At 56.3% G+C, this 16833-nt stretch carries 13 protein-coding genes; 12 read left to right on the plus strand and 1 reads right to left on the minus strand.

All coding sequences use genetic code 11. The features are described from left to right. Window positions 1–76 precede the first annotated feature (76 nt). From IMQ33_RS18200 to IMQ33_RS18250, 11 genes are all read left to right on the plus strand, one after another. Complete coding sequence (locus tag IMQ33_RS18200) at window positions 77–1699, plus strand: NAD+ synthase (RefSeq protein ID WP_065686623.1); 1623 nt, start codon at window positions 77–79, stop codon at window positions 1697–1699. Window positions 1700–1712: 13 nt separating this feature from the next. Then, entirely contained in the window at window positions 1713–2051 is a 339-nt protein-coding gene (gene glnB / locus IMQ33_RS18205) for a nitrogen regulatory protein P-II (protein WP_004847623.1), read from the plus strand. Between the two features lie 189 nt (window positions 2052–2240). Then, a complete protein-coding gene (locus IMQ33_RS18210; RefSeq protein WP_021178886.1) occupies window positions 2241–3164 on the plus strand; it encodes a LysR substrate-binding domain-containing protein in 924 nt (307 codons plus the stop codon). A gap of 111 nt (window positions 3165–3275) precedes the next feature. Next, the gene (locus tag IMQ33_RS18215) at window positions 3276–4739 is read left to right on the plus strand and encodes a gamma-aminobutyraldehyde dehydrogenase (RefSeq protein ID WP_065686622.1); all 1464 of its coding nucleotides are present in this window, start codon (window positions 3276–3278) and stop codon (window positions 4737–4739) included. Between the two features lie 72 nt (window positions 4740–4811). Beyond that, window positions 4812–5963 (plus strand): putative ABC transporter substrate-binding protein YdcS, encoded by a 1152-nt coding sequence (gene ydcS / locus IMQ33_RS18220; RefSeq protein WP_196062075.1) that lies wholly within the window; start codon window positions 4812–4814, stop codon window positions 5961–5963. 190 nt (window positions 5964–6153) lie between these two features. Further along, window positions 6154–7182, plus strand: coding sequence for an ABC transporter ATP-binding protein (locus tag IMQ33_RS18225; RefSeq protein ID WP_021178883.1), 1029 nt, complete (start codon window positions 6154–6156; stop codon window positions 7180–7182). A 1-nt stretch (window position 7183) separates the two neighbouring features. Continuing rightward, window positions 7184–8128: an ABC transporter permease gene (locus IMQ33_RS18230; RefSeq protein ID WP_021807702.1), complete on the plus strand. Its 945-nt coding sequence runs from the start codon at window positions 7184–7186 to the stop codon at window positions 8126–8128. Then, window positions 8118–8924 (plus strand): ABC transporter permease, encoded by an 807-nt coding sequence (locus IMQ33_RS18235; RefSeq protein WP_021178881.1) that lies wholly within the window; start codon window positions 8118–8120, stop codon window positions 8922–8924. The genes IMQ33_RS18230 and IMQ33_RS18235 overlap by 11 nt, the downstream gene beginning before the upstream one ends. 214 nt (window positions 8925–9138) lie before the next feature. Next, the gene (patD, locus tag IMQ33_RS18240) at window positions 9139–10563 is read left to right on the plus strand and encodes an aminobutyraldehyde dehydrogenase (protein WP_196062074.1); all 1425 of its coding nucleotides are present in this window, start codon (window positions 9139–9141) and stop codon (window positions 10561–10563) included. A gap of 95 nt (window positions 10564–10658) precedes the next feature. Further along, a complete protein-coding gene (locus IMQ33_RS18245; RefSeq protein ID WP_196062073.1) occupies window positions 10659–12569 on the plus strand; it encodes an FAD/NAD(P)-binding protein in 1911 nt (636 codons plus the stop codon). After that, a complete protein-coding gene (locus tag IMQ33_RS18250) occupies window positions 12566–13747 on the plus strand; it encodes a cytochrome c (protein ID WP_196062072.1) in 1182 nt (393 codons plus the stop codon). The genes IMQ33_RS18245 and IMQ33_RS18250 overlap by 4 nt, the downstream gene beginning before the upstream one ends. Window positions 13748–13791: 44 nt before the next feature. Here IMQ33_RS18250 and hmpA read toward each other — a convergent pair whose 3' ends face one another. Continuing rightward, window positions 13792–14982 carry an NO-inducible flavohemoprotein gene (gene hmpA, locus IMQ33_RS18255; RefSeq protein WP_196062071.1) on the minus strand — a complete coding sequence of 397 codons (1191 nt, stop codon included), beginning with the start codon at window positions 14980–14982 and terminating at the stop codon, window positions 13792–13794. Window positions 14983–15449: 467 nt separating this feature from the next. On the opposite strand from hmpA, the gene glyA reads away from it, so the two are divergent. Next, window positions 15450–16703, plus strand: coding sequence for a serine hydroxymethyltransferase (glyA, locus tag IMQ33_RS18260; protein WP_024529358.1), 1254 nt, complete (start codon window positions 15450–15452; stop codon window positions 16701–16703). The last annotated feature ends 130 nt before the right edge of the window (window positions 16704–16833 follow it).

Raw genomic sequence — 16833 nt, forward strand, 5'->3', positions numbered from 1 at the left:
GCGCAGGTTCTCAACAAAGTAGCCGGAATGATTTACACTCCGTTTTCTTTGTTGTGGCATGGCAGACCATAGAGATATGAGCAGATCACTTTCCATTGCGTTAGCCCAGCTGAATTTGCTGGTGGGCGATATTGAAGGCAACAGCGAGCGCATGTTGCAAACCGTGCAGGAGCAGCAGAAGGCGGGAGCCGATCTGGTCATGTTCACCGAACTGGCGCTGTCCGGCTACCCGCCGGAAGACCTGCTGTACCGTGATGATTTCTACCAGCGCTGTGATACTCAGCTAAGCCGCTTGCAGCAGGCCTCCGCCGATGTGGCGATCCTGGTCGGCCACCCGTGGCGTGAAGATGGCAAGCTGTATAACGCGCTGTCCCTGTTCTCTGAGGGGGCCTTGCAGGCCCGTTACTTCAAGCAACAGCTGCCTAACTACGGCGTATTCGATGAGAAGCGCTATTTCCATGCGGGCGATAAAAACTGCGTGGTGGAGCTGAAAGGTTATCGTCTGGGATTGCTGATCTGCGAAGATTTGTGGTTCCCGGAACCGGTCGATGCGGCGAAAGCGGCGGGGGCAGAGATCCTGCTGTCGATCAACGCTTCCCCGTATAACCGTGAAAAGCCGTATATCCGCAAAACCCTGATGGCGGGCCACTGCCAGCGTACCGGTCTGCCGTTGGTCTATCTGAATCAGATCGGCGGGCAGGACGAACTGATTTTCGACGGCTGTTCAAAAGTCTTTGATGCCGCTGGCAATATGACTCATCGCCTGGCGGCTTTCGCCGAGCAGGTGACGCTGCTTGAGTTCAAAGGCCTGGAAGTGGTGCCGATGACGGCTCCGGCGGCGGAGTTGCCACAGCTGGCGCAGGTATATGAAGCGCTGGTGCTGGCCGTACGCGACTATGTGACCAAGAACGGTTTCAAAGGTGCGGTGCTGGGCTTGTCTGGCGGGATCGACTCGGCGCTAACCCTGGCGATCGCCGTGGATGCGTTGGGCAAAGACAAGGTTCAGGCTTTGATGATGCCGTTCCGCTATACGGCAGACATCAGCATCGCCGATGCCAAGGAAGAGGCCGAAATCCTTGGCATCGAATTTGACATCGTCTCGATTGAACCGATGTTCGACGCCTTTATGGGCCAGCTCGCCCCGATGTTTGCTGATAGCGCACGGGATACCACCGAAGAAAACCTGCAGGCCCGCTGCCGTGGCGTGGTGCTGATGGCGTTGTCTAACAAACGCGGTAGCATCGTGTTAACCACGGGTAACAAAAGCGAGGTGGCTGTCGGGTATTGCACGCTGTATGGTGATATGGCCGGTGGCTTCGACGTATTGAAAGATGTGCCGAAAACCCTGGTGTTCAAGCTTTCCGAATACCGTAATACTGTCTCCTACGTGATCCCTCAGCGGGTGATCGATCGTCCACCGTCTGCTGAACTGGCGCCGGATCAGCTCGATCAGGACAGCCTGCCACCGTATGACATTCTGGATGCTATTCTGGAAGGTTATGTCGAGCGCGATAAATCGGTTGCCGATCTGGTTGCTGAGGGCTTTGAAGAAGCGGTGGTGCGCAAGGTGATCCGCCTGGTGGATATCAACGAGTATAAACGCCGTCAGGCCGCCGTCGGGCCGCGCATTACCGCCCGTAACTTTGGCAAAGATCGCCGCTACCCGATCACCTCCGGCTTTGGCCGTAAAAATTGGTAATTAAGGAATAAAAATGAAAAAAATTGACGCGATTATCAAGCCCTTCAAACTGGACGACGTGCGTGAAGCACTTGCTGAAGTAGGCATCACCGGCATGACGGTGACCGAAGTGAAAGGCTTTGGTCGCCAGAAGGGCCATACCGAACTGTACCGTGGTGCCGAGTATATGGTCGACTTCCTGCCAAAGGTTAAAATCGAGATCGTAGTGGCTGACGATATCGTGGACACCTGTGTGGAAACCATCATGCAGACGGCGCAGACCGGTAAAATCGGCGACGGTAAAATCTTTGTCTTCGACGTAGCCCGTGTGGTGCGTATCCGTACCGGCGAGCAGGACGAAGAAGCGATTTAATTATTCGGCTGACAAGCCCAACAGGCTCACAACAAAGGCGCGGCTTAGCTGCGCCTTTGTTGTTTTTGTGCACTGCCTCCCTATTTGCGTTCTAAAAAAGCGAACGATATCGCGTTTTTCACACATTTCCTGATGGCTTACCGGTGAGCATCTACACTCAAACCAACTGTTTTGTTTGAGGTTGCTACCATGATGACGTTACGCCAAATCCGCCATTTTATTGCCGTGGCCGAAACCGGGTCGATCTCGGCGGCGGCGCAGGCGGTGTTTGTGTCACAGTCTTCGCTTACGCTGGCGATCCAGCAGTTGGAAACCGACATTGGTGTGCGGTTGTTTGAACGTCACGCCAAGGGAATGAACCTGACCCACCAGGGGCACCAGTTCCTGCGCCAGTCGTACCTGATCCTGGCAACGGTGGATAATGCCAAGCGCAGCCTGCAACTAGGCACCGAAAGCCTGAGTGGCAAATTGACCATCGGCGTCACCAGCCTGGTGGCGGGGTATTTCCTGGTTGAGCTGCTCAAGCGCTTCAAGTCTGCCTATCCCAACGTGACCATCCAGGTGATTGAGGACGAACGGCCCTATATCGAGCATTTGCTGGTGAGCGGTGAAATTGATATCGGGGTGCTGATCCTGTCAAACATTGAAGACCGCGATGCCTTACAGACCGAAGTGCTGATGCACTCCCCGTATCGCCTGTGGCTGCCGCCGCTGCACCCGCTGCTGGAGCACGAAAGCATCGGTTTGGCAGACGTGGCCAAACAGCCGCTGATCCAACTCAACGTTGATGAAATGGACGTTCATGCCCGGCGTATCTGGGGGAGAGCGGGCCTGAAGCCGGAGATCGCCATGAAAACCGCCTCCACCGAAGCGGTGCGCAGCCTGGTGGCGGCAGGCATGGGCATTGCCATCCTGCCGGATATGGCTTATCGCGCCTGGTCGTTGGAGGGCAATATGATTGAAGCGCGCAAGCTGGTGGATTTGCTGGAACCGCTGGATATCGGCCTGGCGTGGCGGCGTGGCAGCGCACGGCCTGAATTGGTGACGCCATTCCTCACCATTGCGCGGGAGAACAGCAAAACGAACATGACCGGCCTCAAGCCTTCGATTTAATCGAAGGCTGCCTTCAGTATTTAGAATTTGTTGTCCGCAGTGCGCTCGCTTAGTCTGATTAAAACTAACTCATCACATTTAGTTAACGTTTTTGTCACATGAGGCGGCGCAATGGCAGAGTTACAGTTGGTTTCAGGTTTGTCCTGTCGGCAATTCATTAACGGCGAATCGGTCGAGGGTGAAGGCCACCAGGAGACCATTGTTAATCCTGCCAACGGTGAAACTCTGGTTTCCATTGCCGAGGCAACGCCAACTCAGGTGGGTCACGCAGTTGCCGCCGCGCAACGGGCATTTTCCCACTGGTCACGGACCACTCCCGCTTTTCGAGCAACAATCCTGCTGCGTATTGCCGATGCCATTGAACGGCAGGCAGAACATCTGGCGCGCCTTGAAGCGCTGAACTGCGGTAAACCTTTCCATCAGGCACTGAACGACGATCTCCCCGCAGCCATTGACGTATTCCGCTTCTTCGCCGGAGCCGTGCGCACCCAGCAAGGCCAGTTGGCCGGTGAATATGTCGAGGGCCATACCTCAATGATCCGGCGTGACCCGATCGGTGTGGTGGCCTCCATCGCGCCATGGAACTATCCGCTGATGATGGCGGCCTGGAAGATTGCTCCGGCGCTGGCCGCAGGCAACACCGTAGTATTCAAGCCCTCCGAACATACCCCATTGACCATCCTGGCTTTGGTGCCTGCGTTGCAGGAAATCCTGCCGCCAGGCGTGTTGAACATTGTCTATGGCGGTGGCGAAGGGGTGGGTAGTCATCTGGTGGGTCATCCGCAGGTTCGTTTGGTTTCGGTTACCGGCGATATCGTTACCGGGCAAAAAATCCTGCAGGCGGCGGTCAAAAGCGTCAAGCGTACCCATCTGGAACTGGGCGGTAAAGCCCCGGTGATCGTCTGTGACGATGCCGATCTGGATGAGGTCGTCAGCAGTATCCGCACCTTCGGTTACTACAATGCCGGGCAGGATTGCACCGCGGCCTGCCGCATTTACGCCCAGGCAGGAATCTATCCGAAGCTGGTGGAAGCTTTGGGTGAGGCAGTCTCTAGCCTGCGCTTTGCCCGCAAGCGCGACGAAGATAATGAAATCGGCCCACTTATTAGCAGCCGCCAGCGTGACCGGGTGGCCAGCTTTGTCGAACGGGCCCTCAGCCAGCCACATATCGAATTGATCACTGGCGCGGCGGCGCACTCTGGCCCCGGCTTTTACTACCAGCCCACGCTATTGGCTGGCTGCCTGCAAACCGATGAAATCGTCCAGCGTGAAGTGTTTGGCCCGGTGGTCAGCGTGACGCGTTTCGACACCCTGGAGCAGGCGGTGACCTGGGCCAATGACTCCGAATACGGTCTGGCCTCCTCGGTCTGGACACAGAATATCGATCGCGCGCTGCATATCGCGGCGCATTTGCAATATGGCAGCACCTGGATCAATACCCACTTTACGCTGGCGAGCGAAATGCCCCACGGTGGCTTAAAGCGCTCCGGCTACGGCAAAGATCTCTCCAGTGATTCATTACAGGATTACAGCGTTGTCCGGCACGTGATGGCGAAGTTCAAGGCTTCCTTCTAGCCACACGGCCGATAAAAAATCGGCGGCAACCGTTCCTTGCCGCATATCTACTGCAACACAGGGGTAATTACGATGGGAAAAACACACGCAATCACCACAGTCACCGCGCTCTGTATGACGATCCTTTGCGGTATGGCTCAGGCCGCCGATACGCCACAGCAGTTGGGCAAAGGGGAAGGGCGGTTGGACATCATCGCCTGGCCCGGTTACATCGAACGTGGTCAGTCCGACAAGAATTACGACTGGGTGACCCAGTTTGAGAAACAGAGCGGCTGTGCGGTGAATGTGAAAACCGCCGCGACCTCGGATGAAATGGTCAGCCTGATGGCGAAAGGCGGTTACGATCTGGTAACCGCTTCTGGCGATGCGTCGTTGCGCCTGATCTTCGGCAAACGCGTGCAGCCAATCAATACCGCGCTGATCCCTAACTGGAAGAATATCGACCCACGCCTGATAAACGGCCCTTGGTACAACGTGGCGGGCAAAACCTACGGTACGCCGTATCAGTGGGGGCCAAACCTGCTGATGTATAACACCAAAACCTTCCCGACGCCGCCAGACAGTTGGGCCGTGGTGTTCCAGCAGCAAAACCTGCCGGATGGCAAGACCAATCAGGGCCGGGTGCAGGCTTACGACGGCCCAATCTATATCGCCGATGCGGCTCTGTTCCTGAAAGCGACTCAACCCCAGCTTGGCATCACCGACCCTTACCAACTGAACGAAGAGCAGTATCAGGCGGCACTGAAACTGCTGCGTAGCCAGCACGCGCTGATCCACCGTTACTGGCATGACACCTCGGTACAGATGAGCGATTTCAAAAACGAAGGCGTGGTGGCCTCCAGCGCCTGGCCATACCAGGCCAACGCCCTGAAAGGCGAAGGCCAGCCTATCGCTACCGTATTCCCGAAAGAAGGGGTTACCGGCTGGGCAGATACCACCATGCTGCACGCCGAGGCCAAGCATCCAAGCTGCGCCTACCAGTGGATGAACTGGTCGCTGGAGCCGAAGGTACAGGGTGACGTTGCGGCCTGGTTTGGTTCGTTACCAGCGGTTCCAGCAGGTTGCAAAGCCAGCACCTTGCTCGGTGACAAAGGGTGTGAAACCAACGGCTTCAACCAGTTCGACAAGATTGCCTTCTGGAAAACGCCACAGGCCGAGGGCGGCAAGTTCGTCCCTTATAGCCGCTGGACACAGGACTACATCGCCATTATGGGCGGTAGATAACTCTCATTGCTCTCACCTGCGAGCGCCAGACGGCTCCCTCTCCCTTTGAGAGAGGTTGGGTGAACTGTTGGACTATATCGTCAATACGGGCGGTAGATAACCACCACTGTTCTCACCTACGAGTGCCTGACGGCTCCCTCTCCCTGTGGGAGAGGGTTGGGGTGAGGGGCAACATTTTGGAGCGTACATCATGACCATTGCTGTGCAGTTTATCGATGTCTCGCGCATTTTCGGCGATGTTCGCGCCGTAGATCGGGTTTCTGTTGAAATACAGGACGGCGAGTTTTTCTCCATGCTTGGGCCTTCTGGCTCGGGTAAAACCACCTGCCTGCGGTTGATTGCCGGCTTTGAGCAACTGAGCTCCGGCTCCATCCGTATTCATGGGCAAGAGGCGAGCAATTTGCCGCCTTATCAGCGCGATGTGAATACCGTGTTCCAAGATTATGCGTTGTTCCCGCACATGTCCGTGTTGGAGAACGTGGCTTACGGCCTGATGGTGAAAGGCGTGGCCAAGCGTGAACGACTGGCCAGGGCGAATCAGGCATTGGAAAGCGTGGCATTGGGGTTTGCTGCCGAGCGTAAACCGGCGCACCTTTCCGGTGGCCAGCGTCAGCGCGTGGCTCTGGCTCGTGCATTAGTCAATCGCCCACGCGTACTGCTGCTGGATGAGCCGCTCGGGGCGTTGGATCTGAAACTGCGCGAGCAGATGCAGGGGGAGTTGAAGAAGCTGCAACGCCAACTGGGCATCACCTTTATCTTCGTCACGCACGATCAAAGCGAAGCCCTGTCGATGTCCGATCGGGTGGCGGTATTTAACAATGGCCGTATTGAGCAGGTAGATGCGCCACGCGAACTGTATATGCGGCCAAGAACGCCGTTTGTTGCCGAGTTTGTCGGCACGTCCAACGTGGTACGCAGCGAACTGGCGGAACGGTTGCTGGGGCAATCGGCCACCTTCTCGATCCGCCCGGAGCATATCCGCCTGCTGGATCAAAGCGGCGCAACGCAAGGGGAAGTTCAGGTTCAGGGCACCTTGCAGGATATCCATTACCAAGGGGCGGCGACACGCTATGAAATCGCCCTGAGCAGCGGTGAGAAACTGCTGGTCAGCCAGGCTAATCCGCAGTGGCAGGCCGTGGCACAGCAGCGCCTGATCGGCCAGCCGGTCACCGCCTGTTGGGCCAGAGAGGCAATGGTGCCACTGCTGGAGGAGAGGTGAGATGGACATGAGCATCGAGCAGCCGGCAGCGCCCGGCGGTAAAATTCGCGCGATTTCAACCTACCTGTACCGCAAGCCAACGCTGTATCTGCTGTTATTGCTGGTACCACCGCTGCTGTGGTTTGGGGCGGTGTATCTGGGCTCGTTGCTGACCTTGCTGTGGCAGGGTTTTTACACCTTCGACGATTTCACCATGACGGTGACGCCGGATCTGACCTTTGCCAACCTGAGCGCGCTGTTCAACCCGGCCAACTACGACATCATCGTGCGTACGCTGACCATGGCAGTGGTGGTTTCGCTGGCCAGTGCGGTATTGGCATTCCCGATCGCCTATTACATGGCCCGCTATACCAGCGGCAAGGTGAAGGCGTTCTTTTATATCGCCGTGATGATGCCGATGTGGGCCAGCTACATCGTTAAAGCCTATGCCTGGACACTGCTGCTGGCGAAAGACGGCGTGGCCCAGTGGTTCCTGCAACATATGGGGCTGGAGCCGGTATTGGCGAGCATTCTGAGCATTCCCGGCGTAGGGGGCAATACGCTATCCACTTCCGGTCTTGGGCGCTTCCTGGTGTTTGTCTATATTTGGCTGCCGTTCATGATCTTACCGATCCAGGCGGCGTTAGAGCGCTTGCCACCTTCGTTACTGCATGCTTCTGCGGATCTGGGGGCTCGCCCATCGCAGACGTTCCGCTATGTGATCCTGCCGCTGGCGGTACCGGGTATCGCAGCCGGTTCCATCTTTACTTTTTCGCTGACGCTGGGCGACTTTATCGTGCCGCAGCTGGTGGGGCCGCCGGGCTACTTTATCGGCAGCATGGTGTATGCCCAACAGGGGGCGATCGGCAATATGCCGATGGCGGCCGCCTTTACGCTGGTGCCGATCGTCCTGATCGCCATTTATCTCTCGATTGTGAAACGCCTGGGGGCCTTCGATGCACTCTGAACGCGCGCCGTTAGGGCTGAAACTGGCCGCTTGGGGTGGCCTGATCTTCCTGCACTTCCCGATAGTGATTATCGCCATGTACGCCTTCAACACCGAAGACGCGGCGTTCAGCTTCCCACCACGGGGTTTTACCCTGCATTGGTTCAGCGTGGCGGCGGGGCGGCAGGACATTATTGATGCGGTACTGCTTTCGGTGCAGATCGCCTGCCTGGCCACGGCGATTGCGCTGGTGCTTGGCACGTTGGCAGCAGCGGCGCTGTATCGCCGGGACTTCTTCGGCAAGGACAGCATTTCGTTGCTACTGCTGTTACCTATTGCCTTGCCGGGGATTGTCACCGGTCTGGCGCTGCTGGCGGCGTTTAAGGCGCTGAATATCGAACCGGGGATCATGACGATCGTCATCGGCCATGCCACCTTCTGCGTGGTGATCGTGTTCAACAACGTGATTGCCCGCTTCCGCCGTACCTCACACAGCCTGATCGAAGCCTCGATGGATTTGGGGGCTGATGGCTGGCAGACCTTCCGTTACGTGATCTTGCCGAATCTGGGCTCGGCACTGTTGGCGGGGGGGATGCTGGCGTTTGCCCTGTCATTTGACGAAATCATCGTGACCACCTTTACCGCCGGGCACGAACGTACGCTGCCGCTGTGGCTGCTGAATCAACTGGGCCGCCCACGTGATGTGCCGATCACCAACGTGGTCGCGCTGTCGGTGATGGTATTGACGATGTTCCCGATCCTGGGCGCGTACTACCTGACCAAAGGCGGAGAAAGCGTCGCTGGTAGCGGTAAATAACATCCCCTTTGTCTTTCAAGCCATAGCGTTGTTGGCTGCGAGCGTAAACCCCAGTCACTTATTTTGTATAAGCTCCTGGGGATTTACGCTCTTGCCGCCTAGCTATGACTTGAAATCCATTGGGGATGGGAACTGTATTTCTAAGAATGAATAACCAGGTGTTTGCCATAAAGGCAGGCACCGAATTACGCCAACATTTTCAAAGGATAACCCTATGCAAAGCCAACTGCTGATTAATGGTCAACTGGTTACCGGCCAGGGCGAAAAGTTGCCGGTCTACAACCCGGCGACGGGAGAAGTGATTGTGCAGGTGGCCGAGGCCAGCGCACAGCAGGTTGAAGAGGCCGTGCTGGCCGCCGATGTGGCGTTTGAACAGTGGGGGCAAACCACCCCGAAAGAACGTGCTGAGCACTTACTGGCGCTGGCGGACGTGATTGACCAGCATGCGGAAACCTTCGCCAAACTGGAATCCCTCAACTGCGGCAAGCCTTATCACTGCGCGTTGAATGACGAATTGCCTGCGGTGGCCGATGTCTTCCGCTTCTTTGCCGGTGCCAGCCGTTGCCTGAGTGGCATGGCGGCCGGTGAATATCTGGCGGGGCACACTTCGATGATCCGCCGCGATCCGCTGGGTGTGGTGGCTTCGATTGCTCCCTGGAACTACCCGCTGATGATGGCCGCCTGGAAGTTGGCACCCGCGTTGGCGGCGGGGAACTGCGTGGTGATCAAACCTTCTGAACAGACGCCGCTAACCACCTTCAAGCTGGCCGAACTGGCCGCTGGCGTGTTTCCGCCGGGCGTACTCAACGTGTTGTTTGGCCGTGGTGCCGGCGTGGGCGATGTGCTGACCGGCCATGACAAGGTGCGCATGGTGTCTCTTACCGGTTCTATTGCTACCGGCGAGCATATCATTGCCCACACCGCACCTGGGATTAAACGCACCCATATGGAACTGGGAGGCAAAGCGCCGGTAATCGTCTTCGATGATGCCGATATCCAGCAGGTTGTTGACGGTATCCGCACCTTCGGTTTTTACAATGCCGGGCAGGATTGCACAGCCGCCTGCCGGATCTATGCGCAAAAAGGCATTTACCCACAACTGGTGAAAGCGCTGGGTGAAGCGGTGGCCAGCTTGAAGATCGGGCCTCCGGAAGACAGCAGTACCGAATTAGGGCCGTTGATCACTTCCCAGCATCTGGAGCGAGTGATTGGCTTTGTTGAGCGAGCCAAAGCACTGCCTCATATCCAGGTGGTCACCGGGGGCGAAAAAGTCGCTGGCCCTGGCTTCTATTTCCAACCAACGCTGTTGGCAGGCGCACGCCAGGAAGATGAAATCGTCCAGCGCGAAGTGTTTGGCCCGGTAGTGACGGTGACGGAATTCGACGACGAAGCGCAGGTGCTGGCCTGGGCCAACGCCTCCAATTACGGCTTGGCTTCCTCCTTGTGGACGCGGGACGTAGGGCGTGCCCATCGCCTGAGCGCGCGTTTGCAGTATGGCTGCACCTGGGTCAACACCCACTTTATGCTGGTGAGCGAAATGCCGCACGGCGGGCAGAAGCTGTCTGGCTATGGCAAAGACATGTCGATGTACGGGCTGGAGGATTACACCACCATTCGCCACGTGATGTTCAAACACTAATCTGCTTGATCTGACAGGATTTATACGCACAATAACGCGGCTCTCAGGCTGGCTTCGGCTGGCCTGATAATAATAAAGAATAAAAGGACGCTTTTATGGCTATCACCCGTCGCGATTTTCTTAATGGGGTGGCGATCACCATCGCCGCCGGGCTAACGCCGATGCAGATCCTGCGCGCATCGCCGCAAGCCGCCCATCAAACCCTGTATTACCCACCCGCGTTAACTGGCCTGCGTGGCAATCATCCAGGCTCATTTGAACATGCCCACCAACTGGGGCGTGATGGCAAAACCTTTGATTTTGGCCGCCTGCCGATCGAGGAGGAATTCGATCTGGTGGTCGTCGGCGCTGGTATCAGCGGACTGGCGGCGGCCTGTTTCTGGCAGCAGATGAAGGGCAAACAGCAACGTATTTTGCTGATTGATAACCATGATGACTTTGGCGGCCACGCCAAGCGTAACGAATTCAGCAGCGAGAACGGTACTCTCCTTGGCTACGGGGGCAGCGAATCGCTACAGTCGCCGCGTTCCAACTTCAGCCCGGTCGCCATGGGGTTGCTGAAAAATCTGGGGGTTAGCCTGGACGGTATGGAAAAGGCCTTCGATACCACCTTCTATCCGGACCTGAATCTCAGCCGTGGCGTCTACTTCGATCGCCAGAACTTTGGCGTTGATAAGGTGGTGAGTGGCGATCCGGGCCGAGTGGTGGCGGATGATATTCCGCGCGATCGCCTCAATGGTCGCTCTTATGAAGATTTTATCAACGACTTCCCGTTGCCGCAGGCCGATCGCCAGGCCTTGATTGCGCTGCACACCGTCGAAAAAGACTACCTGCCGGGGCTGAGCCAGGAAGAGAAGGTGGCCTGGTTGGACAAGCACAGCTATAGCCAGTTCCTACGTGAGAAAGTGGGGCTGAGCGAAATGGCGATCCGCTATTTCCAGCAAACCACCAACGATTTTCAGGCCGTCGGCATTGATGCTACCTCATGCAGCGATGCCCGAATCTGTGATCTACCGGGCCTCAACGGCATGAACCTGCCGCCGCTGGATGAGGAATCGCAGGCCGATCTTGACGATCCCTATGTATTCCACTTCCCGGATGGCAATGCCACGCTGGCTCGCCTGATGGTGCGCCATTTGATCCCGGCGGTGGCACCGGGTGGCAAAGATATGAACGATATCATCCTGGCGCAGTTCGATTACAGCCAGCTGGATCGTTCCGAGTCGCCGGTAAAACTACGCTTGAACAGCACCGGGCTGCACGTGGCCAACGTGGGTGATAAGGCCGAGGTGGCCTATATCAACGGCGAGAAGATGGTCAAAGTGCGTTCCGGGCAGGTGGTGATGGCCGGTTACAATATGATGATCCCTTATCTGATCCCGGAAATGCCTCACGAGCAGCAAGAAGCGCTGAAGCAGAACGTCAAATCGCCGTTGGTGTACAGTAAGGTGGTGATCCGCAACTGGCAGCCGTTTATCAAACTAGGGGTGCACGAAGTCTATTCTCCTACCGCGCCTTACAGCAGGGTTAAACTGGACTATCCGGTCAGCATGGGGGGATATCAGCACCCGCGCGATCCAAACCAGCCTATCGGGCTGCATATGGTGTATGTGCCGACCTTGCCCGGCAGTGGCCTTAGCCCGCGTGAACAGTCGCGCAAAGGACGAGCGCTGTTGCTAGGAACCCCGTTTGAGGTACACGAGCAGATGATCCGTGAACAGTTGCAGGGCATGTTAGGTGATGCCGGATTTGATCATCAGCGGGATATTCAGGCGATCACCGTCAACCGCTGGTCGCATGGTTACTCCTATTTCCTCAACGGCATGTTCGATGATGAAGATGAGGCTAAAAAGATCATCGAAACCGCGCGGCAGCCGATCGGCAAGATCGTCATTGCCAATTCCGATTCCGACTGGAGCCCCTATGCCAACTCGGCGATCGATCAGGCTTGGCGAGCAGTGAATGAACTGGCTTACGGCAAAGTGGCTGCCAAGGAGGGGGTATGACATTACGTCCGTTGTATCTGATGCTGTTACTGGCTGGTGGCTCGGCTCACGCCATGTCCGCCGGTGAATACGTGGCCAAGGCAGGGGACTGTACGGCTTGCCATACGGCTCCGGGTGGTAAGGAACTGGCGGGTGGGATGAAGTTCCCAACGCCGGTGGGGGATATCTATGCCACCAATATCACACCGGATAAACAGCAAGGTATTGGCAGCTATAGCTTTGAAGAGTTCGACCGTGCCATGCGGCAGGGCGTGGCCAAAGATGGGCATCGCCTGTACCCCGCCATGCCTTATACCTCTTACGCTAAAATGAGCGAGCAGGACATGCGCGCTCTCTATGACTACCTGATGCACGAAGTCCCGGCGCAAGACACTGCCAACCGGGAAAGCGATATCAGCTGGCCAATGTCCATGCGTTGGCCGTTAGCGGTATGGAATATGCTATTCCATGAAGACCAAACCTATCAGCCAGACAGTAAGCAAAGCGCCCAATGGAATCGCGGCGCCTATCTGGTGCAGGGGTTGGGCCACTGTGGCAGTTGCCATACTCCGCGCGGCTGGGCGATGCAGGAACAAGGGCTGGATAACCAATCCCCAGAGTTCCTGAGCGGCGCAGAGCTGGATGGTTGGTATGCACCGAGCCTGCGTGGGTTGAAGCCGGATGATGTGGTTGCGCTGCTGAAAAGCGGCCGTAGCCGACATGCGGCTGTGGCCGGGCCGATGAGTGACGTGGTGGCGCACAGCACACAATATCTCAGTGATGACGATTTAAAGGCTATCGCGCAGTATGTACACAGCCTGGAGATAGAAGCACCGAAACCTGTAGCAACCATGGCGGCATCAAGCACGAGCATGGCTTCTGGCGGGCAGACCTATGCGATGTACTGCTCAACTTGCCATGGCAATAAGGGGGAGGGGAGCGACAACGTAATACCTGCTCTGGCGGGTAATCTGTCGGTGACGGCGGAAAATCCGCTGACCGCCTTGCGCGTGGTGCTGGAAGGCGCTCACACGCCGGTCACCCAACATGCCACGGCGATCGTTATGCCGGGTTATGGCTGGGTGCTCAACGATCAGAAGACTGCCGATCTGATGAGCTATCTGCGCGGAAGCTGGGGGAACCAGGCTGCGCCGGTGACGGCGGAACAGGTACGGGATGCGTGGAAGCGGACTAAATAACAGGGTGTAGAGGCGCAGCATTGCTGCGCCCGTTACCTGAAGCCTTACAGCACCTTATGCGGGCCGAAGCATTCGTAGTGGATACGTTCGGCCTCCACGCCCATCGCCAGCAACTGCTTGCCCACGTGCTGCATAAACGGCACCGGACCACAGAAGTAGTAATGCATCTGCGGATCGCTCAACTCGCTACGCAATGCGCTCAGATCCATCAGGCCCTGGCTGTGATAATCGCGGCCCTGCACATCATCGGCATTAGGTTCACGGTACCAGACATGGCGGCTCAGATTAGGCATGCGCCCGGCGATATCCGCCACTTCGTCAGCAAAAGCATGCACTGAGCCATTTTCTGCTGCATGCAGCCAGTGGATGTTGGCCGGATGCTGATTGTCGTGCAGGGTGTTAAGCATCCCCAGCATTGGCGTTTGGCCAACGCCTGCCGAGATTAATGCCACCGGTGTAGTAGGTTCCACCTGCAGGAAGAAATCGCCGTGTGGTGCCGCGAGATGAATAATATCGCCTTCTTTGGCCTGCTGATGCAGGAAGTTGGAAACGGCGCCCTGTTCCTCACGTTTGACCGCGATACGGTAATATTCCCCGTTCGACGCGGTGGTGAGTGAATACTGGCGGATCTCCTGATGTTGCAGGCTGCCATCGTTAATATAGACCGCCAGATACTGGCCTGGTTGGTAATCGACCACGCGGCCACCGTCTACTGGAGCCAGTACAAAGCTGGATATCACCTCACTCTGCGGCTGTTTTTTCACGATGCGGAAGGCACGCAAATCACGCCAGCCACCGTCACTCTTTTCCGTTTCCTGATAGATCTGGCCTTCACGCTGAATAAACACGTTGGCCAGCACCCCGTAAGCTTTTCCCCAGGCATCAAGCACTTCCTGGCCAGGGCTGAGCATTTCGTCCAACGTGGCTAACAGGTGGTGGCCGACAATCTGATACTGATCGGGCTGGATATTGAAGCTGGCGTGCTTCTGGGCAATGCGTTCTACCGCAGGCAGCAGGGCGGCCAGGTTTTCCAGATTGCTGGCGTAAGCGCAGATAGCATCGAACAACGCCTGGCGCTGATCGCCGTTACGCTGGTTGCTCATATTGAAAATATCTTTCAATTCAGGGTTATGAGCAAACATGCGATCGTAGAAGTGGGCGGTCAGTTTGGGGCCGGTTTCGGCTAACAGGGGGATGGTAGATTTAACGGTGGCGATGGTTTGACTATCCAGCATGGTGAGGCTCCTTGGGGATGTTTTTATGGTCATTTTGTAGATGTATTTTAAATGCATCTTATAAAATTACCCCGTGCTTGTAAATATCCCTGTTATTGTTGCGGGGTTGTTAACCGTCGATCGTCTTCACAGAACATGAAAAAAGCGCATTTTGTTGATGAGTAAAACTCCGTTGCCAAAATGCGACCTTTAAGGGTTCAAAGCCTTACGCCACCTGATGCCAATCGTTTGCGTAAAAACCTCTGTCAAGACCTATCTTCGATAGGTCGAAACGGTTTACACTGTGGCCCAGAACCCATATGGGTAAAATTATCCCCGTCGTCTTTCAAGCTGCAGCGTTGTTACCTGCACTATCACACCCCAGTCACTTACGAAAAGTAAGCTCCTGGGGATGAGATAGCTTGTCGCCTAGCTGCAGCATGAAATCCATAGGGGAAAGCTAGCTGATTTCAGTCAGGAGATGCCGGATGTTAAAGCGTGAAATGAACATTGCTGATTATGATGCCGAACTGTGGCATGCAATGGAGCAGGAAGTCGTGCGTCAGGAAGAGCACATTGAGCTGATTGCGTCTGAGAACTATACCAGCCCGCGCGTGATGCAGGCTCAGGGTTCCCAACTGACCAACAAATACGCAGAAGGCTATCCGGGCAAGCGTTACTACGGCGGTTGCGAATACGTTGATATCGTTGAGCAACTGGCGATCGATCGCGCCAAAGAGCTGTTCGGTGCCGACTATGCCAACGTGCAACCACACTCAGGTTCCCAGGCTAACTTTGCCGTTTATACCGCACTGCTGCAGCCAGGCGACACCATCCTGGGGATGAACCTGGCACATGGCGGCCACCTGACGCACGGTTCACCGGTGAACCTGTCCGGTAAGCTGTATAACGTGGTGCCTTACGGCATCGACGAAACTGGGCAGATTGACTATAACGATCTGGCCAAACAGGCGCAGACCCACAAACCAAAAATGATCATCGGCGGTTTCTCGGCCTTCTCCGGTGTGGTTGATTGGGCCAAAATGCGTGAAATCGCTGACAGCATCGGCGCTTACCTGTTCGTGGATATGGCACACGTGGCTGGCCTGATTGCCGCTGGCGTTTACCCGAACCCGGTTCCTCATGCCCACGTCGTGACCACCACCACCCACAAAACGCTGGCGGGTCCGCGTGGCGGCCTGATCCTGGCCAAAGGTGGTGATGAAGAGCTGTATAAGAAGCTGAACTCTGCCGTCTTCCCTGGTGGCCAAGGCGGCCCGCTGATGCACGTGATCGCGGGTAAAGCGGTAGCGTTGAAAGAAGCGATGGAGCCTGAGTTCAAGGTTTACCAGCAGCAAGTGGCCGATAACGCCAAAGCGATGGTGAAAGTGTTCCTGGAGCGCGGTTACAAAGTGGTTTCCGGCGGCACCTACAACCACCTGTTCCTGCTGGATCTGGTAGATAAGAACCTGACCGGTAAAGAAGCCGATGCCGCGTTGGGCCGTGCCAACATCACCGTTAACAAGAACAGCGTGCCAAACGATCCGAAGAGCCCGTTTGTGACTTCTGGCATCCGTCTGGGTACTCCAGCGGTGACTCGCCGTGGTTTCAAAGAAGCCGAAGTGCGTGAACTGGCTGGCTGGATCTGTGATGTGCTGGACAATCTGAACGACGAAGCCACTATTGAACGTACCAAGAAGAAAGTGCTGGATATCTGCGCTCGCTTCCCGGTTTATGCCTAAATACTTCGATTGGTTTGCAGATAAACCCGCCTCGGCGGGTTTTTTTAGCGTTGTTGCAGCGAAACTGTGAACTACTTTGCACTCTAGCCCTTTGAGTATGAATGAAGATTGCTGCAAGGTGTGAGCTCTG

This window comes from Serratia sp. Res13-Sevr-LER1-36-b, from assembly GCF_015673035.1.
GTDB lineage: Bacteria > Pseudomonadota > Gammaproteobacteria > Enterobacterales > Enterobacteriaceae > Chania > Chania fonticola_C.